Source organism: Pseudomonas sp. S2_E01 (genome assembly GCF_054668365.1).
Genome location: NZ_CP162762.1, coordinates 4,307,521 through 4,331,682 on the forward strand (window position 1 = coordinate 4,307,521; position 24,162 = coordinate 4,331,682).

The following is a 24,162-nucleotide window of genomic DNA, read 5'->3' on the forward strand; positions in this document are numbered from 1 at the left end:
CGATTAAAGATCGCCGAATATTGGCCGATTCATCATGACTAGGAAAGGATTTCCCCCGAGCGATGCTCAGGCCAAACCCCTGATGCTTGGGCCAATGACGCGCTGAATAAAGACGCGAGAACCCAACCGTGACGGTCCGGCGCAATCCGCCGCCCTACCGACCAGCCCAGGTACATGGCGCACAATGACTTCCAAAAATAACCCGGCTCCCGCCATATCCGATCTGACGCCCAGCCCAGCGGCCAACAGCCCCGCACCGTCGAAGCCATTGACGCCGTCGCGCCCACTGGCTACCCAGCAGTACCTTTACTTCACCGAGACCAATACCGACCGCATCCTCGACAACCTCGATGGCCTGCGCGACCTGGTGTTCCCACGTCCGCCGCATCTGGAAGGCGACAGCGAACAGTACAGCACCCAGGAATTTCCGTCGGTGTGCCTGATCGGCCTCGGCCGCTGCGGTTCGAACATTGCGCTGGATGTCGCGGAGCTGGTGTACAACGCCCGCAAGTTCTACCTCAATGAATTCAACAACGAAGATCGCCTGTCGCCGGACAAACGCCACGCCGAAAAAGGCTACAGCCCGGCGCAATGGATCCGCTCCAGCCTGCGACTGATTCCGAACAAGGCCACCAAGCCAGTGTTCCTCGTCGAGCCGCTGGTCATGCTCGGCGACCTCGACAAAGACATCGCCGGTCGCATCCGCTTCTCCCGCAAGGGCGAAAAAAGCGGTTTCCTGCGCGACTACAGCAAAATGAAAATCATGGACCTGTCGGAGGTTCACGCCGGCGGTGCGGGTAACGCGCCGATCCTCGGCCAGTACCTGGCCAAGATCATCCTGAACAAGGACACCCAGCGTTTCTCCAGTCCAGACTGGAAGATGATTCACTCGTACCTGATCGACAGCTGCGGTATCAAGGCCAACCAGTCGCGCCTGTACTTCTCGATCTTCAGCGCCGGTGGCGGTACCGGTTCGGGCATGGCTTCGGAGTTCGGCCTCGCCCAGCAGCATTCGTACATGAACAAGACGTTCGACACCAAGCCGATGGACGAACACGACGGCAAGAGCGGTCATTCGTTTGTATTCGAACCCATTTTCACCAGCGGCATCTGCGTGCTGCCGAACATTTCCGATCACCGCAGCGAAATGTCCGAGGCACTGCACATCAACGCCGGTCGCCTGCTGTGTAAATACCTGTCGGAAGAGTGGGACTTCTCTTACAACTTCGCTAACGAAGACAGCAGTGAAGCCAGTGTCATGGGCCGCATCCGCCCATGGAACGCAATGATGCTGATCTCCAACGACATCATGCGTTACGCCGAAGAAAACGATGACGGCAACATCCAGAACATCGACGTCAACGCGATGGAGAAGCATGCGAACCAGTACATCTCGCAGCAGATCTTCAACATCCTGACGGCGCAGGCGGTCACCACCGACTACGACCAGAACTATTTCCGTCGCGCCGGCATCGACATCGGCGAAACCATTCGCCTGGACGCCAACGACCTGTTCATGAGTCTGGCCGGCCCCGTGGCGATTGCCTACGCCGAGTCTGTGGTCCCGGAAACCCCGCCGCCGAGCAGCGATAAATTCAAGGTGTTCGAAAAAGAGCCACAGCGCCTGAACATCGACGACCTGTTCTTCCGCTCCATCGACCTGCCGCACTTCAACAAAGTGACCCAGGCCATCGAAGGTATCAGCCTGCTGCCGATCGAATCCAAGCGCTACCGTGCCTCGCTCGAGCAGTACAAGAATTCCGGTTACGACGCGGCCGCGCTACACGACCTGCACTTCTTCAAGAACTGCTCATCGGTGGTGTCGATCGTCTCCCTGCCCAAGGATTACAAGCTGTCCTACATGGACCTGAACCGGTTGAAGACTCATCTCAACAGCCTGTTCCCGAACACCACGCTCAAACGCTACGCGCTGGTGATCGGCGCTTCGGCCAACCTGTCGCTGACGACATTGATTGCCAAGAGCCCGTGCCTGTCGGACGACTTCCTGACGCTGATCGTGGCGTTCATCAAGCGCTGCTTCGCCAAGAACCCGTACCGCTTCGACGAAACCCTGGACAACTCGATCCTCGATTTCATCACCCAGGATGAATTCAACGAAGGGATGATCGACGACCTGCTCAACGAGTTCGAGAACCCGGCGAAGATCCTCGATACCAACTGGTACGCGATCAAGCCAATGTACGAGAAGAAGTACCGTGAGCTGATCAACGACAAGGAGAAGTTCGTCTCGATCAACGACATTCGCCTGTCGCGTGATTGCGTGAAGAAGGCGATCAAGTACCTGCGCGAGATTTACCGTCACCGTATTGGCAAGACCAAGGTCATTTCGCTGAATAACCACACGGGCAAGACTGCGCACTAACCGGCGCGCCTATCGCGGGCAAGCCCGCTCCCACAGGGTTTTGTGTCGTTCACAGAAAACCTGTGGGAGCGGGCGTGCCCGCGATGAGGCCCTTGAATTCAACGAATTAACAACATCCAGAAACAATTAAGCAGCTCGCAATCAGCACCCTCAACTGTGCCCGTTACGTTTACGTCACCGTGAAGCTGTGGCCTTTCTTCACGGCAACGTGCCATCACGCTACTCGGCTACACACTTTCTCCCCGAAACGCAACGCACCAACAAAGTGCAACGTATTACTTCCCCGCCCTTTCCTGGATCATAATCCACGGCGAAACCACCACCGCCCACAACGCTGGATCACGCTCAAATAGATCCAGAGCCCGCGTTTCAGACAGCTTGGTGACCTGGTCAGCAGCCAGCCAGGTAGCCACTTTCTCGCCATCATCCGTGGCCACGGCCTCGGCCGCCGCGATCAAATCCAGCTCAGGATCGACCCACAATAGGGCACCCTTGGCGAAGAAGGGCTCCAGCTCTTTCCACGAAATAGATGCGGTTTCACCAAGCAGCTTGGCATAGAGGGTGCTAGGTTCTTCAGTCATGGGTCCTGTCCGGAAAAGAAATCGACATGAATGATAACGTCGGTGGTCTGGCAGAAAAACCCGGAAGCAAATGCATCGCCGATTGAAAACTGCAGGAGCGCCAAGGATTGCTGTTTAAACAGCTGTAAGCCCCGCCGCATTTCTGTCTTTTTCTTTCATAAACGCGACACCCTCTGATTTTGCCCCCCGACGCCAGCTTCCCAGGCTGACAATCGGCGCTCTACACTGTACCGGTACAGTTGCCGAGGGCATTTTCCGGAGGATGGCGTAAATATCCGACCCGGTTCTGCTGCTTCGGCGCCAGGACTATAAAAATTACAACAGTAAGAGTGGAGCACTATGACAAAGGCTACTAAGCAGATTTCCAAACTGTTTGCCGCTATGGTTCTGGCCGGGGTTGCCAGCCATTCGTTCGCAGCTGACACCATCAAGATCGGTATCGCCGGCCCTAAAACCGGCCCTGTGACCCAGTACGGCGACATGCAGTTCGTCGGCGCCAAACAAGCCATCAAGGACATCAACGCCAAGGGCGGCGTCGACGGCAAGATGCTTGAAGCCAAGGAATACGACGACGCGTGCGACCCTAAACAAGCGGTAGCCGTGGCCAACAAAGTGGTCAACGACGGCGTCAAGTACGTAGTCGGTCACCTGTGCTCCAGCTCCACCCAGCCAGCTTCGGACATCTACGAAGACGAAGGCGTGATCATGATCACCCCGGCTGCCACCAGCCCGGACATCACCACCCGTGGCTACAAGCTGATTTTCCGCACCATCGGCCTGGACAGCGCCCAGGGCCCGGCCGCAGGCAACTACATCGCCGACCACGTCAAGCCGAAAACCGTTGCCGTCCTGCACGACAAGCAACAGTACGGTGAAGGCATCGCCACCGCAGTCAAGAAAACCCTGGAAGGCAAAGGCGTGAAAGTCGCCGTCTTCGAAGGCTTGAACGCCGGTGACAAAGATTTCTCCTCGATCATCCAGAAGCTCAAGCAAGCCAACGTCGACTTCGTCTACTACGGCGGCTACCACCCAGAGCTGGGCCTGATCCTGCGTCAGTCCAAGGAAAAAGGCCTGAACGCCAAGTTCATGGGTCCGGAAGGCGTCGGCAACGATTCCATCTCGCAAATCGCCCAGAACGCTTCCGAAGGCCTGCTGGTCACCCTGCCGAAGTCGTTCGACGCTGATCCCGAGAACAAGGCCATCGTTGACGCCATCAAGGCTGACGGCAAGGATCCAAGCGGTCCGTTCGTATTCCCGGCCTACTCCGCTGTCGAGCTGATTGCCGAAGGCATCAAGTCCGCCAAGAGCGAAGACACCGCCAAAGTGGCAGAAGCCATCCACGCGGGCACGTTCAAGACCCCTACCGGCGAGCTGTCGTTTGATGCCAAGGGCGACCTGAAAGACTTCAAATTCGTGGTCTACGAATGGCATTTCGGCAAGCCGAAAACCGAAGTTTCCCCTCAGTAAGACCTGCTCCAACGATCGAGAAGCCCACTGTGCAAGCAGTGGGCTTTGTTTTACGAGGTTTATGGGCCAGACACCCGCGATCCGGGCGCTGGTTCACCTGAAAATCTTAAAACCGTCACCAGCGGTTCGCTGGCAAACGCCCCGTGCAAATGTGCTCGAAGAACACAGCAATGGGCCGGAACATGACTCCACCAGTGAAATGCGTATCGGGTTTTTAGGAGCGCTGTAATGCCTGAGATCTATCATTTTTTCCAACAGCTGGTTAATGGACTGACCATTGGCAGCACGTATGCGTTGATAGCCATTGGCTACACAATGGTTTACGGCATCATTGGAATGATTAACTTCGCCCATGGCGAGGTCTACATGATTGGTTCCTACGTGGCCTTCATCGCCCTTGCCGGGCTGGCCATGATGGGTATCCACTCGCTGCCGCTGCTCATGACCGCCGCGTTCATCGCGTCGATCGTTGTTACCAGTGCCTATGGCTACAGTATCGAACGTGTTGCGTATCGCCCCTTGCGTGGCAGCAACCGTCTGATCCCGCTGATTTCCGCCATCGGCATGTCGATTTTCCTGCAGAACACTGTATTGCTGTCCCAGGACTCCAAGGACAAATCCATCCCCAACCTGATTCCGGGGAGCTTCTCCTTCGGCCCGGGTGGCGCTGAAGAAGTCCTGATTTCCTACATGCAGATCCTGGTCTTCGTAGTGACGCTGGTCGCCATGCTTGGCCTGACGCTGTTCATCTCTCGCTCCCGCCTGGGTCGCGCCTGCCGCGCCTGTGCCGAAGACATCAAGATGGCCAACCTGCTGGGCATCAACACCAACAACATCATCGCCCTGACCTTCGTGATCGGTGCGGCGCTGGCGGCTGTCGCTGCGGTGCTGCTGAGCATGCAATACGGCGTGATCAACCCCAACGCCGGTTTCCTGGTGGGCCTCAAGGCCTTCACCGCAGCGGTATTGGGTGGCATCGGCAGTATCCCGGGCGCGATGCTCGGCGGGCTGGTGCTGGGGGTAGCCGAAGCGTTCGGTGCCGACATCTTTGGCGACCAATACAAGGACGTCGTGGCATTCGGTCTCCTGGTCCTGGTTCTGTTGTTCCGGCCGACCGGCATCCTGGGCCGTCCGGAGGTTGAAAAAGTATGAACAAGTATTTTAAACAAGCGCTGTTCAGTGCCTTGCTGGTCTGGGCCGTCGCATTCCCCGTCCTCGGTCTCAAGCTGAGCATCGTCGGGATCAACCTTGAAGTGCATGGCACCGGTCCGGTCACGCTGACCATCATCGCGCTGTGCTCGGTGCTGATGTTCCTGCGGGTCCTGTTCACTCAACAGGTCGGTGCACTGTTTCGCTCCAACCGTGGTCCGCTGGTGTCGCCCAAGGTCAGCCAGTTCCTGACCCTGCCGCGCACCCAGCGCTGGATCATCATCGGCCTGATCGTGGTGGCGCTGGTCTGGCCATTCTTCGGTTCTCGCGGCGCGGTGGACATCGCTACCCTGATCCTGATCTACGTATTGCTGGGCCTGGGCCTGAACATCGTCGTCGGCCTGGCTGGCTTGCTCGATCTGGGCTATGTCGGGTTCTACGCAGTGGGTGCCTACAGCTACGCGCTGCTGTCGCACTACTTCGGCTGGAGCTTCTGGATCTGCCTGCCGATCGCCGGCCTGATGGCGGCCACTTTCGGCTTCCTGCTGGGCTTTCCGGTGCTGCGTCTGCGCGGTGACTACCTGGCCATCGTGACGCTGGGTTTCGGTGAAATCATCCGTCTGTTCCTGCGTAACCTCACCGACCTCACCGGTGGCCCGAACGGGATCAGCAACATCCCAAAACCAACGTTCTTCGGGCTGAGCTTCGACCGCTCCGCCGCCGAAGGCATGCAGACTTTCCACGAGTACTTCGGGTTGACCTACAACCCGGTGAGCAAGGTGGTGTTCCTGTATCTGGTTGCGCTGTTGCTCGCCCTGGCCGCGCTGTTCGTGATCAACCGCCTGTTGCGCATGCCGATCGGTCGCGCGTGGGAAGCCCTGCGCGAAGACGAGATCGCCTGCCGAGCCCTGGGCCTGAACCCGACCATCATCAAACTCTCCGCGTTCACCCTGGGCGCTGCGTTTGCCGGTTTCGCCGGCAGCTTCTTCGCCGCCCGTCAGGGCCTGGTGACCCCGGAGTCCTTCACCTTCATCGAGTCGGCGATCATCCTCGCCATCGTCGTGCTGGGTGGCATGGGCTCGCAACTGGGCGTGATCCTGGCTGCCGTGGTGATGATCCTGTTGCCGGAAATGATGCGCGAGTTCAGTGAGTACCGCATGTTGATGTTCGGTGCCCTGATGGTGCTGATGATGATCTGGCGACCTCAAGGTCTGCTGCCCATGCAACGTCCTCACATGGAGCTGCGCAAATGAGCCGCGAGATCCTTAAAGTTGAAAACCTGAGCATGCGCTTCGGCGGTTTGCTGGCGGTCAATGGCGTGGCCCTGACCGTGAAAGAGAAACAAGTGGTTGCCCTGATCGGCCCCAACGGTGCCGGCAAGACCACAGTGTTCAACTGCCTGACCGGTTTCTATAAACCGAGCGGCGGCACCATCCTGCTGGACGGCGAGCCCATCCAGGCGCTGCCGGGCCACAAGATTGCGCTCAAGGGCGTGGTGCGTACGTTCCAGAACGTGCGCCTGTTCAAGGACATGACGGCGGTCGAGAACCTGTTGATCGCCCAGCACCGCCACCTGAATACCAACTTCCTGTCGGGGCTGTTCAAGACTCCGGGGTTCCGCAAGAGCGAGCGCGAGGCGATGGAATTCGCCGCGTACTGGCTGGACAAGGTCAACCTGACCGAGTTTGCCAACCGTCCGGCCGGCACCCTGGCCTACGGTCAGCAACGTCGCCTGGAAATCGCCCGCTGCATGATGACCCGTCCGCGGATCCTCATGCTCGACGAGCCGGCTGCCGGCCTGAACCCGAAGGAAACCGAAGACCTCAAGGCGCTGATCAGTGTGCTGCGTGAAGAGCACAACGTGACCGTGCTGCTGATCGAACACGACATGAAACTGGTCATGAGCATTTCCGACCATATCGTCGTGATCAACCAGGGCACGCCCCTGGCAGATGGCACGCCACAACAGATCCGCGACAATCCTGAAGTGATCAAAGCCTACCTGGGGGAAGCGTAAATGCTGCAGTTCGAAAACGTTTCCACCTTCTACGGCAAGATCCAGGCCCTGCACAGCGTCAACGTCGAAGTCCGCCAGGGTGAAATCGTCACCCTGATCGGTGCCAACGGCGCGGGCAAGTCGACCCTGCTGATGACCCTCTGCGGTTCGCCGCAGGCTCACAGCGGCAGCATCCGCTACCTGGGCGAAGAACTCGTCGGCCAGAGTTCGTCGCAGATCATGCGCAAGAGCATCGCGGTGGTGCCGGAAGGTCGTCGAGTGTTTGCTCGCCTGACCGTCGAAGAAAACCTGTCCATGGGCGGATTCTTCACCGACAAGGGCGACTATCAGGAACAGATGGACAAGGTCCTGGAGCTATTCCCGCGCCTCAAGGAGCGCTTCAGCCAACGCGGCGGCACCATGTCCGGTGGCGAACAGCAAATGCTCGCGATCGGCCGCGCGCTGATGAGCAAGCCGAAGCTGTTGCTGCTCGACGAGCCCTCGCTGGGCCTGGCGCCGATCATCATCCAGCAGATCTTCGACATCATCGAACAGCTACGCAAAGATGGCGTGACGGTGTTCCTGGTCGAGCAAAACGCCAACCAGGCGCTGAAAATCGCTGACCGTGCCTACGTTCTGGAGAACGGCCGTGTGGTGATGCAAGGCACCGGGGAAGCGCTGCTGACCGACCCGAAAGTGCGCGAAGCGTACTTGGGGGGATAAGCGGCTGCGCTGAACAACGCCCCCTGTGGGAGCGGGCTTGCTCGCTCCCACAGGGGGGATTCACCGATTAAATGGCTACAACCGATCCAACGCCTCCCCACTCCTCTTGAACCAGCCAATCAGGTAATCCGCCAATACCTGGGTCCTCTTCGGCAACCCGCCTTGATAGGGGTGCGCCAGATACATCGGCATGCGCCGTGTCTGAAACTCCCGCAAGAGCCAGCGCAAACGCCCGTCAGCCAATTCCTCCTGCAACAGGTAAGAAGGCAACCGTGCAATCCCCGCTCCCGCCAGAGCAGCTTTCTTGAGCAGGCTGTAATGGTTGCTGGCAAACGGTCCCGAGACACGCACCCGCAGCAACTCGTGCTGCTGGTGATAGAGCCACTCTTCGCGGCCGCTGTAGTGGCTGTTGAGCAGGCAGCGATGTTGCGCCAGATCCTGCGGCAACAGCGGTTCGCCATGCTGTTCGAGGTAGGCCGGGCTGGCGCAGGTCAGTTCGTGCCAGGCCAGTAATGGGCGCGCCACCAGGCGCTCGTCATTGCCCACCTCGGAACGCACCGCGAGGTCAAAACCCTCGCGGGACAAGTCCCGGTAGTCATTGCTGAGGTCGAGTTCTATCTGAACCTGCGGGTACTGGTGGGAAAACTCCAGCAACAAGCCATCGAAGAAAGTTTCGCCCAGGGAAACCGGGACGGTCATACGCACGGGTCCGGCGATGTCGTCCTTCAGCCGCGCCAATGCCTGACGTGCCCGTTCCACCTGCACCATCAGTGCCTGCGCCTGCGGTAATAGCGCCGCGCCCGCCGCCGTGAGGCTCAGGCGGCGCGTGGTGCGTTGCAGCAGCACCACGCAGAAGCGCGACTCCAACAAGCTGATGCGCTTGGACAACTGCCCCTTGCTGCAGCCCAGTTGCTGCGCCGCCAGCGTGAAGCTGCCCGCCTCGATCAACACCGCGAACGCCGCCAGATCGTCCATTTCGCTCATGGATTGTTTCCAATAGAAAACCAAAGGTTGCCCATTAGCGCGCTTATCCGCAGAAAAAACCACTCTAAACTGAAACCACTTTCAACCCACACGAGGATCACCACCATGAAAATTCTTCTGATCGGCGCCGGCGGCACCATCGGTTCGGCTGTCGACAAAGAGTTGTCCGAGCGTCACGAAATCATCCGCATCGGCCGCACCAGCGGTGACTTGCAGGTGGATATCAGCGACAGCGCCTCGATTCGCAAGCTGTTCGAAAAGACCGGCAAGTTCGACGCACTGGTCTGCGCGGCCGGCAACGTGACCTTCGCCCCGCTCGCTGAAATGAGCGAAGAAAGCTTTGCCCTGGGCCTCAAGGACAAACTCATGGGCCAGGTCAACCTGCTGCTGATCGGTCGTGAGTTTGCCAACGACGGTGCCTCCTTCACCTTCACCACTGGCGTGCTCAGCCACGACCCGATCCGCAGCGGCGCTTCAGCCGCCCTGGTCAACGGTGCCCTCGACAGCTTTGTGCGCGCCGCCGCCATTGAACTGCCGCGTGGCCTGCGGGTGAACTCGGTCAGCCCCACCGTACTGCTGGAAGCCATGGGCAAATACGCGCCGTACTTCCGCGGCTACAAGCCGGCTCCGGCAGCCGAGGTGGCGCTTGCCTACGCCAAAAGCGTGGAAGGCCTTCAGACGGGTCAGACCTTTCATGTGGGCTGAGCCCTTGTGATGAACGGTCAGGCTGAGTAACGTGGCGGCACTTGTCTGGAGAGCCAAAGATGCGTGTCGCCCGTTCCTTAGTCCTCGTTGCCCTGCTTCCATTGTTCGCCGCCTGCCAGTTACTCGAAAGACCACAGGAAGGTGCTTCTCACGTGGGTCAGACCCGAATGCAGGGCCAACTGACGGCGCTCGATGGCAAACTGGTGTTCCAGCCGTGCAATGAGCAACGCATCCTGGTGGTCAACGACATCGGCGGCACCAGCATCCTGCAGGAAGCCGCAAGCCTGGCCGATGCCCAAGGCAAGCTGTTCGCCGATGTGCGTGGGCAGGTCGTCGCCAGCGGTGGCGAGAGCCGGCTGGACCTGGTGCAGTTGTACCGCGTCGAGCGTTCGGGCGTTGCCTGCGACGATCCGAACTTCAAACTGCTGATCCTGCGTGCCGCCGGTCACGGCCCGGAATGGAACGTGAAGGTCAGCGGCAAAGGCATGGTCATCGATCGCGCAGGGCAACCGCCCCTGGCAGTTCCCTATGTTGAAGAGCAACTGGGCGACGGTCGCTTCAACCTCAGCACCGAAGCCAACGGCCAGCACATGGAACTGTGGGTCGCGCCGCAACGCTGCGTCGACAGCAGCACCGGCAGCGTTCAGCACATGAGCGCCGAGTTGCGTATCGACGGCCAGGTCCAACGGGGCTGCGGGTATTTCGGCGGATCGCGCAACGACTGATCGTTTAAGCCTCACGGGATGGCGCCTTTGAGGCTTATAATCGCGGCCTTCAAACGCCCTGGCGCAGTTGTGCGCCCCGCGAACCGGATCCCGCCATGTTACGAATCACCGAACTCAAGCTGCCAATCGACCATCCCGATGAAGACCTGCGCCTGGCCATCGTCCAGCGCCTGGGTATCCCCAGCGATGACCTGCTCGATTTCACCTTGTTCAAGCGCAGCTACGATGCGCGCAAAAAGTCCTCCGAACTGTGCTTCATCTACACCATCGACCTCACCGTAAAGGATGAGGCCGCGCTGCTGCGCAAGTTCGCCGATGACCGTAACGTCAATGTGGCGCCGGATGTCAGCTACAAAATGGTCGGCCAGGCGCCGGCCGATCTCGAGCAACGCCCGGTCGTGGTCGGCTTCGGCCCCTGCGGGATTTTCGCTGGCCTGTTGCTGGCGCAGATGGGCTTCAAGCCGATCATCCTCGAGCGTGGCCCCGATGTGCGCCAGCGCACCAAGGACACTTGGGGCCTGTGGCGCAAAAGTGTGCTCAACCCCGAGTCCAACGTTCAATTTGGCGAAGGCGGCGCGGGGACCTTCTCCGACGGCAAGCTCTACAGCCAGATCAAGGACCCGAAATTCATCGGCCGCAAAGTCCTGCACGAGTTCGTCAAGGCCGGCGCACCGGAAGAAATCCTCTACGTCAGCAAGCCGCACATCGGTACGTTCCGCCTGACCGGCGTGGTGGAAACCATGCGGGAGGAAATCCGCGCGCTGGGCGGCGAAGTGCGCTTCCAGCAGCGGGTAACGGACGTGCTGATCGACGACGGCCAATTGGTCGGCGTCGAACTGCACGGCGGCGAGCAGATTCACTCCAAACACGTCATCCTGGCGCTGGGTCACAGCGCCCGCGACACCTTCCGCATGCTCCATGGTCGCGGCGTGTTCATGGAAGCCAAGCCGTTCTCGGTGGGGTTCCGCATCGAGCACCCGCAATCGCTGATCGACCGCGCGCGTTTGGGCAAGTACGCCGGTCACCCGAAGCTTGGCGCCGCCGACTACAAACTGGTGCACCACGCCAAGAACGGTCGTTCGGTCTACAGCTTCTGCATGTGCCCGGGCGGCACCGTGGTCGCTGCCACGTCAGAACCCAATCGGGTGGTGACCAACGGCATGAGCCAGTACTCGCGCAACGAGCGTAACGCCAACTCCGGGATCGTCGTCGGCATCACCCCGGAAGTCGATTACCCGGGCGGGCCACTGGCGGGTATCGAGTTGCAGGAGCGTCTGGAGTCCCACGCGTATGTGCTCGGCGGCAGCAACTACGAAGCCCCGGCGCAACTGGTCGGCGACTTCATTGCCGGCAAACCGTCCACGGCGCTGGGCAGTGTCGAACCGTCGTACAAACCCGGTGTCGCGCTGGGCGATCTGGCGCTGGCCTTGCCGGAATTTGCCATCGAAGCGATCCGCGAAGCCCTGCCTGCGTTCGAGAAACAGATCCGCGGGTATTCGCTGCATGACGCGGTACTGACCGGCATCGAAACCCGCACCTCGTCGCCACTGCGCATCACCCGCAACGAGTCGATGCAGAGCCTGAACGTCAAGGGCCTGTTCCCGGCGGGCGAAGGCGCAGGTTATGCCGGCGGGATCTTGTCGGCAGGTGTGGACGGCATTCGCATCGCCGAGGCGGTGGCGCGGGATATTCTGGGCCTGGCCTCCTGACACAACACAAATCCCCCTGTAGGAGCGAGCTTGCTCGCGATGGCGGTGTATCAGTCGAAATCAATCTGACTGCCCCACCGCCATCGCGAGCAAGCTCGCTCCTACAGGGGTTTCAATCAGATATTCGCTCGCAACACACTCGCCGGCAGCGCTTCCCCGCGCTCGACCGCCGCCGCCACCGCCGCTATCAACCCAGTCAATTCATAGCCCTCGGCCGTGAGCCATTTCTTATCGTAGTAAGTCGTGGCATAACGCTCGCCGCTGTCGCACAGGATCGCCACGATCGACCCCGACTCTCCCGCCGTCGCCATCTGCTGCGCCGCCATCAACGCGCCGATCAGATTGGTGCCGCTCGATCCACCGACATGTCGCCCCAGCCGCTCGGCCAGGTAATGCATGGCCGCCAGGGACAGGGCGTCCGGCACCTTGACCATCGCATCGATGACCTTGGGCAGGAACGACGCCTCGACCCGCGGCCTACCAATGCCTTCGATACGCGAACCATGGTCCAGGCGCAGGCTGGCATCGCCCGTCTGGTAATAATCGAAAAACACTGAACGCTCGGCATCGGCGCACAGCACGCGGGTGTTGTGCTGGCGGTAACGCACGTAACGGCCCAGCGTGGCGGTGGTGCCCCCGGTGCCGGGGCTGGAGATGAGCCAGCTCGGCTCGGGGTGCCGCTCGAAGCGCATCTGATGGAAGATCGATTCCGCAATGTTGTTGTTCGCCCGCCAGTCGGTAGCGCGCTCGGCGTAGGTGAACTGGTCGATGAAGTGGCCGTCGTGCTCGCGGGCCAGGCGCTCGGACTCGGCATAGATCTGGGTCGGATCATTAACCAGGTGGGTTTTGCCACCGTAGAAGGCGATCTGCGCGATCTTCTCCCTGGAAGTGCTCGCCGGCACCACCGCAATGAACGGCAAGCCAAGCAGGCGGGCGAAGTACGCCTCGGAAATCGCCGTCGAACCGCTGGACGCTTCGATCACAGGCGCACCCGGTTTCAGCCAGCCATTGCACAACGCATACAGGAACAACGAGCGCGCCAGCCGATGCTTCAGGCTGCCGGTGGGGTGGCTGGATTCGTCCTTGAAATACAGCTCGATGCCCGTATAACCCGGCAGGGGCAATGGGATCAGATGCGTGTCGGCGCTGCGCTGGAAGTCGGCTTCGATGATTCGAATCGCTTCCCGGACCCACTGTCGGTTGTCGCTCATGATGGCTTCTCGTCAAGGCGGCCTTGTCGCAAGGCTCAGCCCGCAAGCTTAGGAAATATCCGACATCGCGCACAGATACAGCTGAGCCTCAATACCTCGGGCAACTGCTAGGCTCAAGTCCGTGTCGCCGGTTCATGCCCCACCCGCATATAACAAAAAAGAATATAACTTTTGTTTTAACAACTAACGGTACGGGTTAGGGTGTGCCACCTTTTTGATTATTCGATGGAGAGCGACCTTGCCTCTGCGTAGCACCTTCACCCGTTTCTTTCAGTTGGAAGCTGCCAGCGGCCTGCTGTTGATTGCGGCCGCCGTTTTGGCCCTGATCATCAACAACTCGCCCCTGTCCTGGCTGTACAACGGTTTGCTGGACACCCCCGTGGTCGTACAGATCGGCGCACTCAAGATCGCCAAACCTCTGCTGCTGTGGATCAACGACGGCCTGATGGCATTGTTCTTCCTGCTGATCGGCCTGGAGGTGAAGCGCGAAGTGCTCGATGGCCAACTGGCGAAACCCTCGCAGATTGTGCTGCCCGGGGCGGCGGCCATCGGCGGCATGGTCGTACCGGCACTGATCTATTGGTTTCTCAATCGCGACAATCCCGCTGCGCTCAGTGGCTGGGCGATTCCGACCGCCACCGACATTGCCTTCGCCCTCGGCGTCCTGGCCCTGCTCGGCAAGCGGGTACCGGTGTCGCTGAAGCTGTTCCTGATGACCCTGGCAATCATTGATGACCTGGGCGCAATCATCATCATTGCGATTTTCTACTCCGGCGCCCTGTCGACCCTTTCCCTGGCGCTGGCGGCTGCCTGCATCGTCGCATTGATCGCGATGAACCGCCTTGGCGTGGTCAAGCTGGGACCGTACATGATCATCGGCCTGATCCTGTGGGTGTGTGTGCTCAAGAGCGGTGTTCACGCCACACTGGCGGGTGTGACCCTGGCCTTCTGCATCCCCCTGCGCACAAAAAATGCCGAGCCCTCCCCGCTGCTGACACTGGAACACGCCCTGCATCCGTGGGTCGCCTACGGCATCCTGCCGCTGTTCGCTTTCGCCAACGCCGGCCTGTCGCTCAGTGGCGTGACCGTCGAAAGTTTCACCCATTACGTGCCCATGGGCATCGCACTGGGGCTACTGCTGGGCAAGACCATCGGCGTGTTCGGCCTGACCTGGCTCGCCGTAAAATCCGGCATGGCCGCCCTGCCCCAGGGCGCCAACTGGGGGCAGGTACTGGGTGTGGCGATTCTCTGCGGCATCGGTTTCACCATGAGCCTGTTCGTGGGGTCCCTGGCCTTCGTCCCCGGTGCCAGCGAATACGCCGGCATGGACCGCATGGGGATTCTCACCGGCTCGATCCTGGCAGCCTTGATCGGTTATTCGATGACGGCGGCCGCGAGTCGCAGGAACGCGGTGGTGTCGTCCTCGTAATGGCGCGCCGCCTCATCGGATGAACCCCTTTTGATGATCGTTCCCACGCAGAGCGGGGAACGATCAGTCGCAACAACCGGCAGTAAAAAACAGAAGTAAAAAACCCCGACCAGCTCTCGCTGATCGGGGTTTTTAGTGACCCGGGTGCGCTTAGTGCGTCACGCGGCTGGTGCCGTCCACGGTTGCGATGCGTACGCGCTCGCCCACACGGAAGACTTCATTTTCCTGAACCTGTTGCACGTAGGCGCGCATGCTGCCGTCGTCTTCGCGCACGGTGATTTCCACGCCCTGGGTGCGGGTCAGGCCTTCTTCGGCGGCAGAACCCACCAGGCCACCGGCCACTGCGCCGATGACGGCAGCGACGATGCTGCCCTTGCCGCCGCCAATGGCGCTGCCACCGACACCACCCACCGCTGCACCGGCGATGCCGCCGATAGGGGTCTTGGTGCCTTCGATTTTCACCGGACGCAGCGCTTCGATGGTGCCCATGCGAACCGTCTGCACGCGACGCGCTTCGTCACGGGAGTAGGAGTCACCGGTCAAGCTCGATTGGCAGCCAGTGAGCAACATCGCCATCGTGGAAAAGGAAGCAATTAGCAGAACAGACTTACGCATAGCATCAACTCCAAAGGACAAGTATTCATTAAACTCCGCAGCTTGACGCATGTCACGGCATGGCCCGGATAAAATGGGTTTGATTCAGGCCAGGTACAGCGTGACCACGCACTTTGCATACCGTAGCGGCATTTGGCCGAATATGCGCCGCTCAACCAGGGAATGCCATGGATTACTTCATCATTGTCGTCACCACCGTCGCCGGTCTGTATTTCCACTGGTGGATATACGTAAGGATCAAACGCTGGATGGACCGTGATCTCGCGCTGTCGCTGGCAGGTGACGACGAGCATAAGAAACTCTTCATGCTCCAGCAACTGGCTAACGCCCAGACACAGAAAATCAAGCGTCGAGACCTGCCCCAATGGCTGGAAGCCGCTGCGGCAGACTATCCCGATCGGTAGACTGCCTAGGGTGCCAGACGTTCAAGAATCCAGTCGGCGCCCTGCGCACGGTAGTTTATACGATCGTGCAGACGGCTCGAACGGCCCTGCCAGAACTCGATGCGTTCCGGCAGCAGGCGATAACCACCCCAGTGTTCGGGGCAATGAGGCTGCGTATCGCTGAAGCGTTGCTCGGTGCTCCTGAGCAACGCTTCGAGTTCGCCACGATCGGCGATCACCCGACTTTGCGGAGAAGCCCAGGCACCGAGGCGGCTGCCCAGTGGCCGGACCTGGAAATAGGCATCCGACTCCTCGGGCGTAACCTTCATCACCCGCCCTTCAATGCGCACCTGGCGCTCCAGGGCCGGCCAGAAGAAAGTCATGGCCGCAAACGGGTTCGCGGCCAGGTGCTGACCTTTGGCGCTCTCGTAGTTGGTGAAAAACGTGAAGCCCTGCTCGTCCTGGCCCTTTAGCAGAAGAATGCGGCAATGCGGCCGGCCGTCCGTGTCGACGGTGGCCAGGGTCATGGCATTGGCTTCCACCGGCGCCTGCTCGGTTTTCACCGCGTCGGCAAACCACTGGTGGAACAGCGCAAACGGCTCGGCCGGGGCTTGCGCCTCGGTCAGGCCATCACGGGTGTAATCGCGACGCATATCAGCCAGGCCCTGGGTCATGGCGCATTCCTTTTGATTAACGAATCACTTTTTTACCGCATCAGCAGCGGCGACTTTCTTGTCAGTGGTGGCCGCCTTGGCCGGCGTGGTCTTTTTCGCGGGCGCTTTAGCCGGCGCTTTCTTGGCGGGTGCCTTGGCAGCGGCTTTCTTGGCCGGCGCCTTTTTCGTGGCTGGCACGTCGGCTTTCTTCGTGGCTGGTGCCGGAGTGACAGGCTTGGCCACTGGCTTGACGTCCTGGGCCGCAACCATTTTGACCGGTGCCGGGGCTGGCATGTTGTACTTGCTCAGCAGCGCGACCATGGTGTTTTGCGGCGTCACCAACATTTCAACACGACGGTTAAGGGCACGGCCCTCTACGCTGTCGTTGGCCGCACGCGGAGCGTCGCTGCCCATGCCGCGCAGCATCAGGCGATCACGCTGCAAGCCACTTAGACGGAAGATTGCCGCCACCGCTTGCGCGCGTTCCTGGCTGAGTTTCTGATTGGCTGCAGCGACACCCGACGTGTCGCTGTGGCCGAGGACCAACACCGCGGTTTTCGGATCAACTTCGAGAATTTTCGCCACGCGAGTGAACGGGCCCAGGGTCACTGGCAACAACATCGCCGGACGGTCCGGGTTGAACGAGCCTTCGACCGGCGCGGTGATCACCAGCACATCCTCACGGCGCTCCAATTCCAATTTGCTGTCCTTGATCGCGGTTCGCAAGCGCGGCTCGTAATCGTCGAGCCAGGCCTGGGTTACTTTCGGGTCGGGCATCGGCACAGCCTTGGCCGTACTCTGCTCTTTGCCACCGAAAGGCCACCACCACTTGCCACTGGACTCGGCCTCGGCCTTGGCCTTGGCCACTTCCACCGGTTTGGCTTCAGGTTTTACCTCGGGTTTCTTGTCCAGGGCCTCTTCGGAACCGAACGGCCAGTACCAAGGGTTGGAGCTTTCGGCCTTCGCCACCGGGGCTGCGGCAACCGGTTTTACCGGGGCAGGAGCAGGAGCCGGCTCTTTCGCCGCGACTTTGTCCGAGGAGCCGAACGACCACCAACTGCCGCCGTCGGAATCATTTTTTGGGTTCTGTGCACAACCGGTGACTGCGACGCACAGGGCCATTGCGAGGGTGGTTTTATTGAATGACATTGGATATCCACAAAAAAGTGATCATGAAAAACAGGCCGGCAGGACCCGGATAAACAGACGATTGGAGAACATAAAGGCCTCCGGGTTCCGGCCCTGGAACCCGTGAGCGTGTTTTACAGACAAGTGGCCAGTACCCGTGCGAGTTTCTGCGCGCGCGGATCCATCAAAACGTATGGCCCCAGCGTGTTGGTAACAAAACCGAAGGCGACATCGTGTTCCGGGTCAGCGAAACCGATGGAGCCACCGGCGCCCGGATGGCCAAACGCCCGCGGACCAAGCCCGTAGGTTGCGTTAGGCACGTCAGGCTGATCAAGCATGCATCCCAGGCCAAAACGGGTCCGGGTTAATAAAGTCTTGTCCTCACCGATGCTGTGTTCGCGGGTCAGCTCCTCGAGCATTTCGCTTTCCAGCAGGCTGCCATCGAGCAATCCCGCATAAAAACCGGCCAGGCTACGCGCGTTGCCGTGGCCGTTGGCCGCCGGTTGCTGCATACGCCGCCACTCGGGCTTGTTGGTGCTGGTCAGGACCGATGGCGGGTTGGTGAAAGCCCGCGTGGTCATGGCCGTCGGTTCGCGCATCGTCACTTGCAGCAGGCGCTGGGCTGCGGCGTCGCCAACATTGCCCTTGCCACGGGCGATGTGCGTCACACGATGGAATTCCTCATCCGCCAGACCGACGTGAAAATCCAGCCCCAGGGGTTTGGCCACGCGGGCCACGATTGACTCTCCGGGTCCGCGATTGTCGGCACGACGCAGCAACTCGCCCACCAGCCAGCCATAGGTGATGGCGGCATACCCGTGCGCGGTTCCCGGTGTCCACCAGGGCGTCTCGGCGGCCAGGGCATCGACCATGGTTTGCCAGTCGTACAACGCCTCCGGGGCCAGCAGCTCGCGCAACGCTGGCAGGCCGGCCTGATGGCAGAGCAACTGGCGCAGGGTCACCGACTCCTTGCCGGCCGCCGCGAACTCGGGCCAATAGCGGGCAACCGGCGCGTCGAGTTGCAGCTTGCCTTCGGCGACCAGTTGCAGAGCGGTGACAGCCGTAAAGGTCTTGGTGCAGGAAAACAGGTTGGCGATGGTGTCGCTATGCCAGGCCTCCAGACCGTCCTTGTCGGCAGTACCGGACCAGAGATCAACGACCGTTTCGCCGCCAACCTGGATACACAGCGCCGCACCACGCTCCTGGGGATCGTCGAACAACGCGGCAAACGCTTCACGCACCGCTTCGAACCGGAGTTCGTAATGACCCTGAATCTGCACCCTGCCTTCCTCGGACATACCTTGAACAAACTGGCCGGCATTGTTCCAGCCATTGAGGGTTTTGGGAACAGGGTTGGGCTGGGCGGTCGGTTTGGGGTGGGGTTGTGATCGTTCCCACGCTCCGCTGGGAACGATCAGATCGGTTTCAGGCCTTAATGCCCATTCCCCGAATGCCCACCGGCATGCCCTGCCCCCTTGGCCTCGCCCTGGCGCCCCCCCTCGGCATCATGACTGGCCTTGTCCGCTTCGGATTTGAGCTTTTCTGCCTCCTTGCCCAACTGATCGACGGCCGCCAGGTTGGCTTTGCGCACGCTGTCGACAAAGCCCTGGAACGGAATATCGGTAATGCCTACCAGGCCAAAGTGTCCGTTCTCGCCATCCAGCAGGCGACCGGTCACCGGTTGGTCGAGGTACTGGAACCAGTGCACGCCGACAATCGACGGCTCGCTCAGCGCCTGCTTGAGGAAATGGGCGTAAGCCGACCCGCGATCTTCCTCCCTGGACAACTGCGTGACGCCGCCCCAGAACGGACCGCGATCGGCCGAGCCGAAATTGAACTCGGTGATCAGCACCGGCTTGTCGAGGCTGCGCAGGCTGGCGAAGTCATAACCGTCCTGCGGTTCCAGGGTATACATGTTGAAACTCAACACGTCGCAATACTTCGCGCAGGATGCCACGGCTTCCGGGGTACTGACGGCGAAGCGACCGCCCAGCAACAACTGGTTCGGGGCGTGCCATTTCAGCGAGTCGGAGATGGTCTTGAAGTACGTTTCGGCGAAGACCTTCTGGAAATACTTGAAGTCGTTTTCGATTTCCGGGTGCTCAGCGCTCGGCAGTGGCGGTTCGAAACCGGGGTCTTCCATCAACTCCCAGGCGGGCAGTTCTATACCCCAGGCTTTCGACAGGCCAGCCTGGTTGCGGTACTTATCGCGCAGTTGCTTGAGGAATGCCCGTTTGGCCGGGACGTCGGTGGTCAATTTCAGGGTGCCATAAGCCAGCGCGTAACGGGCTTTGGGATCATCGCCGGGCCCCGCCCAGGCCAGTTCGTTGTCGGCGAAGTAACCGATCAGCCATGGATCGTCACGATGATCGCGAGCGGCGATCGCCACGGCACGCTCGGTGGCCATGGCGAAACGCGGGTCGAACGGATCCGGCATCCCACCCCACCAGTCCGCTCCCGTGCTGATGCTGGCGTAATCGCCGACGATGGACAGCGGCAAGGTGTAGGGCACACGATCGGCGTTGCCCAGCACCGGGGCGCTCCAATTGCCAAGGGTGTTGAAACCCCAGGCTTGCAGGCGATCCAGGGTGTGGCTGGCCCAGCGCTTTTGATCAATCACGGCGGTGCAGGGCTCAACCGATTTGGTGCGGCTCGCGTCCTCGGCGCCCGTCCTGGCGGCTTCGGCCACACCGGATTCGCTGGCGGACGGGACCACAGGCTGCTCGACAGCTTTCTCGGTGGACGCTTGCACCGCATCGGCCTTGGCCGCTTCGGCGACCCCGGCCTTGGTATCACTGGCCGGCGCGCAAGGGTTGCCATACAGGCGCTGCAGGTTGGCGCCGTAGAAGTCATACCAGCGGCCTGCGTTGTAACCACGGCCCTGGTCGGCGCCATTACCGCCCTGGTTGTTGCCCTCCCCGTAATGACTGGCCAGTGGCTCGTCGGGTTTGGGCAGCGATTCGAACATCCACTCGCGGCCGGCAACGTAGGTCTGGTTGACATCCGGCGCTACGGTGTTGACGCCCAGCGAATAGAACGGGTGCCCTTCCGGCGTCACCAAATACCAGCGACCCTCGCGTTTTTCACTGCGGAAAAAACCGCTGGCGTGGAACGTCGGGCCCTTGGTCCAACCGCCGAACTTATCGAGCGCAGCCTTCTGACGCTCGGCCAGCCATGTCCCGATCTGTTGCTGATCCTTGGCGAGGGCGCTTTTGAGCTGCTCGTCGCTGCTGATTTTTTCCGGCCACCGGGCCCGGGTCGATTGCCCGTAGGTATCCACCAGTGCGCCGTAGGCAGCTTGAATCACGGCCTCGCCATCCTGCACCCCGAAACGTTCCAGCAGGATGCTCTGCGCAGCTTTGGGTTGATCCATCGACAGGCTTACCGACACCACCTGACTGCGATCCAGTTCACCGGTACTGCTGGCGAGCAACACGCGCTGGCCGTCAATGGTCATCGGCATGGGTGGACCGGCCTTCATGCCCAGGTTCAGCGGCGTACTCGGTTGCAACGGCACCAGCAGCGTCTGCGCCGGGCCGGCTGGCAGGTCGACGCGACTGACCAATGTCTGGCCATTGTTACTCTGGATTTTCACGTAGACGGTCACGGCCCAGTTCATCGCGCTCTGGATCCGCAGGCTCATCATCCCCGACTGCGACCAATCCCAGGCCCCGGTTTGCGGCGTCAGGCGCAGCGTCGGTTGCGCCGCCGGATTGAATGTAACCCGCCGCAGCACCTCGCCTTCCGGCGTCTGCTCGGCATTCGATTGCGGCAGGCTGGCGTCCTGAGTCGCCACCTGGACCACATCGGCGGGACGGACAAAGTTGAACAGCGTCTGCTGGCCGGCTGATGCCGCCCAAACGGGGGTGGCAAGGAGTACGGCGAATACAGCGGGCAACGAACGGCGGATCATAAGAACGAAGTTCTCCCTAACGACCCATGAAGGCCAGTGGAAAAGCGATGACAGAGAGATAGACAACACGGCGGGCAGATTTGCCCACCGGGTCTTCAGGAAATTTCACGACGGAAAGGCGGCAATGCATTGAGGATGGCTTTGCCATAGCGTTGGGTGACCAGGCGCCGGTCGAGCAAGGTAATAGTGCCGCGGTCTTCTTCCGTGCGAAGCAGGCGGCCGCAGGCCTGGACCAGCTTCAGCGAGGCGTCGGGCACGGATATTTCCATGAACGGATTGCCGCCCCGCGCTTCGATCCATTCGGACAACGCCGCTTCGACCGGGTCATCGGGCACCGAAAACGGGATTTTGGCGATGATCACGTGCTCGCAGTAGGCGCCAGGCAGGTCGACACCTTCGGCGAAACTCGCCAAACCGAACAGCACACTGGAATCGCCACCATCGACCCGCGCCTTGTGCTTGTTCAGGGTTTCCTGTTTGGACAGGTTGCCTTGAATGAACACTTGCTTGCGCCAGTCACGGTCAAGGCCATCGAACACGTCCTGCATCTGTTTACGCGAGGAAAACAGCACCAGCGTACCGCGTGAACCTTCCACCAACTCCGGCAGGTCGCGAATGATCGCTGCGGTGTGCGCCGCCGCATCACGGGGGTCGGCGTTGAGGTTCGGTACTCGCAGCACGCCGGCGTCGGCATGGTGGAAAGGGCTTGGGACCACTGCCGTCACGGCTTTCTTTGGCAGGCCAGCGCGCATGCGGAAGCGGTCGAAGGTGCCGAGTGCCGTCAGGGTTGCCGAGGTCACCAGCGCGCCATAGGCCACGTTCCACAGGTTGCGCCGCAGCATCTCCGCCGCGAGGATCGGGCTGGCGTTGACCTCGATGTCAAACAGCGAACCGCTTTCGGCCAGGGTCAGCCAGCGCGCCATTGGCGGGTTGTCTTCCGGGTCTTCGACGGTGAACGCGGTCCACAACTCCCAGTTGCCCGAGGAACGGGACAACAGGCTGCCGAACAACGGATACCACTCTTCGGCCTGATTACTGGCGATGCCAATGTTGACCTCGCCGTCCATGCCTTCCTTGAGCAGATCGGTAAGCCGGGTGAACAGGTCGGTCAAACGGGCAAAGCCCTTTTTCAGTTCGATGCCCATCTCGCGCATGTGCTCGGGGATCACCCCACCGGTGAAGCGATGACGCGGTCGCTCTCGGCCCTCGACGTCTTCGCCGGGCTTGAAATCGGCAACTTGTTCGCACGCGGTAAACATGAATTGTTGTTGGGTCTTGATCTCCCGGGCCAGCTCCGGCACCTGTTCGATCAACTTGCCCAAGTCGCCGGGCAACGGGTGTTGCGCCAGCAGCTTGGTGAGGTTCTTGGCGGTGGTCTCCAGCCAGTCGGCCGTGGAGCGCAGGCGCGTGTAGTGGGCGAAGTGGCCGATGGCCTTGTCGGGCAGGTGGTGACCTTCGTCGAACACGTAGAGGGTGTCGCGCGGATCGGGCAATACCGCGCCGCCGCCCAGGGCCAGGTCGGCCAGGACCATGTCGTGGTTGGTGACGATCACGTCGACCTTGCCCATGCCTTCGCGGGCCTTGTAGAAGGCACACTGGCCAAAATTCGGGCAATGGCGATTGGTGCACTGGCTGTGATCGGTGGTCAGGCGCGCCCAATCGGCATCTTCCAGGGCGTTGGGCCAACTGTCGCGATCGCCGTCCCATTTATTGCCCGCGAGCTTCTCGATCATGCTGGTAAACAGCTTTTGACTGGCCTCATCCACCTCGATCTTGAAGCCTTCTTCCTCGAACAGCTGCGCCGTGGCGGTTTGCGCATGGCCTTCCTGGAGCAACATGTCGAGCTTGGACAGGCACATGTAGCGGCCACGGCCCTTGGCCAGCGAAAAGCTGAAGTTCAGCCCACTGTTGCGCATCAGGTCCGGCAGGTCCTTGTAGACGATCTGCTCCTGCAGGGCGACGGTCGCGGTGGCGATCACCAGGCGTTTACCGGCGGCCTTGGCGGTCGGGATCGCGGCCAGGCTGTAAGCCACGGTCTTACCGGTACCGGTGCCGGCTTCCACCGCGACAACCGCGGGCTCGCCACTGCGCCGGCCTTCGTCGTCGGTGTCGATATCACCGAGCACCTTGGCGACTTCGGCGATCATCAGGCGTTGGCCGTAGCGCGGCTTGAGGCTCTTGGCTTCGAGAAAACGCGAATAGGCGCCCTGGATCGTGGTTTTGAGTTCAGTGCTGATCATGAATAGTCGGGCGCTAAAAACGCTGGATAAATTTTCAGTGGTTTTGGGGGCGTTCTCCACTGATTTCCCCGCCGCGTTGTCGCCTTAAAACGGGCCAGGCAAGGCGCAGGCCGCGGGGAATGGTTGCTCCCTTTCCAAGGCCTGCAACGCAGCCTGGCCCTTTTTAAG

20 protein-coding genes are annotated in these 24,162 nt (G+C 60.7%); 11 read left to right on the top strand and 9 right to left on the bottom strand.

Annotated elements, in window-relative coordinates; all coding sequences use genetic code 11:
• Nucleotides 1-184 precede the first annotated feature (184 nt).
• Nucleotides 185-2,383, top strand: coding sequence for a hypothetical protein (locus tag AB4O36_RS20015; RefSeq protein WP_460117384.1), 2,199 nt, complete (start codon nt 185-187; stop codon nt 2,381-2,383).
• A gap of 275 nt (nt 2,384-2,658) precedes the next feature.
• On the opposite strand, the gene AB4O36_RS20020 is transcribed toward AB4O36_RS20015, so the two are convergent.
• Nucleotides 2,659-2,964, bottom strand: a complete 306-nt coding sequence (locus AB4O36_RS20020) for a DUF2288 domain-containing protein (RefSeq protein WP_460140095.1) — start codon at nt 2,962-2,964, stop codon at nt 2,659-2,661.
• Between the two features lie 339 nt (nt 2,965-3,303).
• Between AB4O36_RS20020 and AB4O36_RS20025 the strand changes: the two genes are divergently transcribed.
• The 5 genes from AB4O36_RS20025 (at nt 3,304) to AB4O36_RS20045 (ending at nt 8,299) form a co-directional block, all read left to right on the top strand.
• Entirely contained in the window at nt 3,304-4,431 is a 1,128-nt protein-coding gene (locus tag AB4O36_RS20025; protein ID WP_460117386.1) for a branched-chain amino acid ABC transporter substrate-binding protein, read from the top strand.
• Nucleotides 4,432-4,659: 228 nt separating this feature from the next.
• Nucleotides 4,660-5,583: a high-affinity branched-chain amino acid ABC transporter permease LivH gene (gene livH / locus AB4O36_RS20030; protein ID WP_060753800.1), complete on the top strand. Its 924-nt coding sequence runs from the start codon at nt 4,660-4,662 to the stop codon at nt 5,581-5,583.
• Nucleotides 5,580-6,833 carry a high-affinity branched-chain amino acid ABC transporter permease LivM gene (locus AB4O36_RS20035; protein ID WP_460117387.1) on the top strand — a complete coding sequence of 418 codons (1,254 nt, stop codon included), beginning with the start codon at nt 5,580-5,582 and terminating at the stop codon, nt 6,831-6,833. The genes livH and AB4O36_RS20035 overlap by 4 nt, the downstream gene beginning before the upstream one ends.
• Nucleotides 6,830-7,597, top strand: coding sequence for a high-affinity branched-chain amino acid ABC transporter ATP-binding protein LivG (gene livG / locus AB4O36_RS20040; protein ID WP_460140096.1), 768 nt, complete (start codon nt 6,830-6,832; stop codon nt 7,595-7,597). The genes AB4O36_RS20035 and livG overlap by 4 nt, the downstream gene beginning before the upstream one ends.
• Nucleotides 7,598-8,299: an ABC transporter ATP-binding protein gene (locus AB4O36_RS20045; RefSeq protein ID WP_460117389.1), complete on the top strand. Its 702-nt coding sequence runs from the start codon at nt 7,598-7,600 to the stop codon at nt 8,297-8,299.
• Nucleotides 8,300-8,374: 75 nt separating this feature from the next.
• Here the strand turns inward: AB4O36_RS20045 and AB4O36_RS20050 are convergent, their stop codons facing one another.
• Entirely contained in the window at nt 8,375-9,283 is a 909-nt protein-coding gene (locus AB4O36_RS20050) for a LysR family transcriptional regulator (protein ID WP_460117390.1), read from the bottom strand.
• Between the two features lie 105 nt (nt 9,284-9,388).
• Here AB4O36_RS20050 and AB4O36_RS20055 point away from each other — a divergent pair, with 105 nt between their 5' ends.
• From AB4O36_RS20055 to AB4O36_RS20065, 3 genes are all read left to right on the top strand, one after another.
• Nucleotides 9,389-9,988 (top strand): short chain dehydrogenase, encoded by a 600-nt coding sequence (locus AB4O36_RS20055; RefSeq protein ID WP_460117391.1) that lies wholly within the window; start codon nt 9,389-9,391, stop codon nt 9,986-9,988.
• Nucleotides 9,989-10,047: 59 nt separating this feature from the next.
• On the top strand, nt 10,048-10,713 hold the full coding sequence (locus AB4O36_RS20060) for a COG3650 family protein (protein WP_460117392.1): 666 nt from the start codon (nt 10,048-10,050) through the stop codon (nt 10,711-10,713).
• Between the two features lie 95 nt (nt 10,714-10,808).
• The gene (locus tag AB4O36_RS20065; RefSeq protein WP_460140097.1) at nt 10,809-12,422 is read left to right on the top strand and encodes an NAD(P)/FAD-dependent oxidoreductase; all 1,614 of its coding nucleotides are present in this window, start codon (nt 10,809-10,811) and stop codon (nt 12,420-12,422) included.
• A gap of 116 nt (nt 12,423-12,538) precedes the next feature.
• Here the strand turns inward: AB4O36_RS20065 and AB4O36_RS20070 are convergent, their stop codons facing one another.
• Nucleotides 12,539-13,636 carry a PLP-dependent cysteine synthase family protein gene (locus AB4O36_RS20070; protein WP_460126804.1) on the bottom strand — a complete coding sequence of 366 codons (1,098 nt, stop codon included), beginning with the start codon at nt 13,634-13,636 and terminating at the stop codon, nt 12,539-12,541.
• 235 nt (nt 13,637-13,871) lie between these two features.
• On the opposite strand from AB4O36_RS20070, the gene nhaA reads away from it, so the two are divergent.
• A complete protein-coding gene (nhaA, locus tag AB4O36_RS20075; RefSeq protein WP_460140098.1) occupies nt 13,872-15,062 on the top strand; it encodes a Na+/H+ antiporter NhaA in 1,191 nt (396 codons plus the stop codon).
• 150 nt (nt 15,063-15,212) lie between these two features.
• Here the strand turns inward: nhaA and AB4O36_RS20080 are convergent, their stop codons facing one another.
• The gene (locus AB4O36_RS20080) at nt 15,213-15,677 is read right to left on the bottom strand and encodes an outer membrane lipoprotein (protein WP_460117395.1); all 465 of its coding nucleotides are present in this window, start codon (nt 15,675-15,677) and stop codon (nt 15,213-15,215) included.
• Between the two features lie 167 nt (nt 15,678-15,844).
• On the opposite strand from AB4O36_RS20080, the gene AB4O36_RS20085 reads away from it, so the two are divergent.
• Entirely contained in the window at nt 15,845-16,081 is a 237-nt protein-coding gene (locus AB4O36_RS20085; RefSeq protein ID WP_460140099.1) for a hypothetical protein, read from the top strand.
• 5 nt (nt 16,082-16,086) lie between these two features.
• Here the strand turns inward: AB4O36_RS20085 and pdxH are convergent, their stop codons facing one another.
• The 5 genes from pdxH to dinG all read right to left on the bottom strand — a co-directional run bounded on the left by pdxH (nt 16,087) and on the right by dinG (nt 23,994).
• Nucleotides 16,087-16,734, bottom strand: a complete 648-nt coding sequence (gene pdxH / locus AB4O36_RS20090; RefSeq protein WP_460140100.1) for a pyridoxamine 5'-phosphate oxidase — start codon at nt 16,732-16,734, stop codon at nt 16,087-16,089.
• Between the two features lie 24 nt (nt 16,735-16,758).
• Nucleotides 16,759-17,862 carry an OmpA family protein gene (locus tag AB4O36_RS20095; protein WP_460140101.1) on the bottom strand — a complete coding sequence of 368 codons (1,104 nt, stop codon included), beginning with the start codon at nt 17,860-17,862 and terminating at the stop codon, nt 16,759-16,761.
• Nucleotides 17,863-17,975: 113 nt separating this feature from the next.
• Complete coding sequence (locus AB4O36_RS20100) at nt 17,976-19,121, bottom strand: serine hydrolase domain-containing protein (protein ID WP_460140102.1); 1,146 nt, start codon at nt 19,119-19,121, stop codon at nt 17,976-17,978.
• A 152-nt stretch (nt 19,122-19,273) separates the two neighbouring features.
• Nucleotides 19,274-21,754: a beta-agarase gene (locus AB4O36_RS20105; RefSeq protein ID WP_460140103.1), complete on the bottom strand. Its 2,481-nt coding sequence runs from the start codon at nt 21,752-21,754 to the stop codon at nt 19,274-19,276.
• A gap of 95 nt (nt 21,755-21,849) precedes the next feature.
• Entirely contained in the window at nt 21,850-23,994 is a 2,145-nt protein-coding gene (gene dinG / locus AB4O36_RS20110) for an ATP-dependent DNA helicase DinG (protein ID WP_460117403.1), read from the bottom strand.
• Nucleotides 23,995-24,162: the final 168 nt, after the last annotated feature.

Excerpts from the sequence above, each read along its gene's own strand:
- AB4O36_RS20015 (WP_460117384.1), top strand. The coding sequence starts at position 185 with ATGACTTCCAAAAATAACCCGGCTCCCGCCATATCCGATCTGACGCCC.
- AB4O36_RS20020 (WP_460140095.1), bottom strand. The coding sequence starts at position 2,964 with ATGACTGAAGAACCTAGCACCCTCTATGCCAAGCTGCTTGGTGAAACC.
- AB4O36_RS20025 (WP_460117386.1), top strand. The coding sequence starts at position 3,304 with ATGACAAAGGCTACTAAGCAGATTTCCAAACTGTTTGCCGCTATGGTT.
- livH (WP_060753800.1), top strand. The coding sequence starts at position 4,660 with ATGCCTGAGATCTATCATTTTTTCCAACAGCTGGTTAATGGACTGACC.
- AB4O36_RS20035 (WP_460117387.1), top strand. The coding sequence starts at position 5,580 with ATGAACAAGTATTTTAAACAAGCGCTGTTCAGTGCCTTGCTGGTCTGG.
- livG (WP_460140096.1), top strand. The coding sequence starts at position 6,830 with ATGAGCCGCGAGATCCTTAAAGTTGAAAACCTGAGCATGCGCTTCGGC.
- AB4O36_RS20045 (WP_460117389.1), top strand. The coding sequence starts at position 7,598 with ATGCTGCAGTTCGAAAACGTTTCCACCTTCTACGGCAAGATCCAGGCC.
- AB4O36_RS20050 (WP_460117390.1), bottom strand. The coding sequence starts at position 9,283 with ATGAGCGAAATGGACGATCTGGCGGCGTTCGCGGTGTTGATCGAGGCG.
- AB4O36_RS20055 (WP_460117391.1), top strand. The coding sequence starts at position 9,389 with ATGAAAATTCTTCTGATCGGCGCCGGCGGCACCATCGGTTCGGCTGTC.
- AB4O36_RS20060 (WP_460117392.1), top strand. The coding sequence starts at position 10,048 with ATGCGTGTCGCCCGTTCCTTAGTCCTCGTTGCCCTGCTTCCATTGTTC.
- AB4O36_RS20065 (WP_460140097.1), top strand. The coding sequence starts at position 10,809 with ATGTTACGAATCACCGAACTCAAGCTGCCAATCGACCATCCCGATGAA.
- AB4O36_RS20080 (WP_460117395.1), bottom strand. The coding sequence starts at position 15,677 with ATGCGTAAGTCTGTTCTGCTAATTGCTTCCTTTTCCACGATGGCGATG.
- AB4O36_RS20085 (WP_460140099.1), top strand. The coding sequence starts at position 15,845 with ATGGATTACTTCATCATTGTCGTCACCACCGTCGCCGGTCTGTATTTC.
- pdxH (WP_460140100.1), bottom strand. The coding sequence starts at position 16,734 with ATGACCCAGGGCCTGGCTGATATGCGTCGCGATTACACCCGTGATGGC.
- AB4O36_RS20095 (WP_460140101.1), bottom strand. The coding sequence starts at position 17,862 with ATGTCATTCAATAAAACCACCCTCGCAATGGCCCTGTGCGTCGCAGTC.
- AB4O36_RS20105 (WP_460140103.1), bottom strand. The coding sequence starts at position 21,754 with ATGATCCGCCGTTCGTTGCCCGCTGTATTCGCCGTACTCCTTGCCACC.
- dinG (WP_460117403.1), bottom strand. The coding sequence starts at position 23,994 with ATGATCAGCACTGAACTCAAAACCACGATCCAGGGCGCCTATTCGCGT.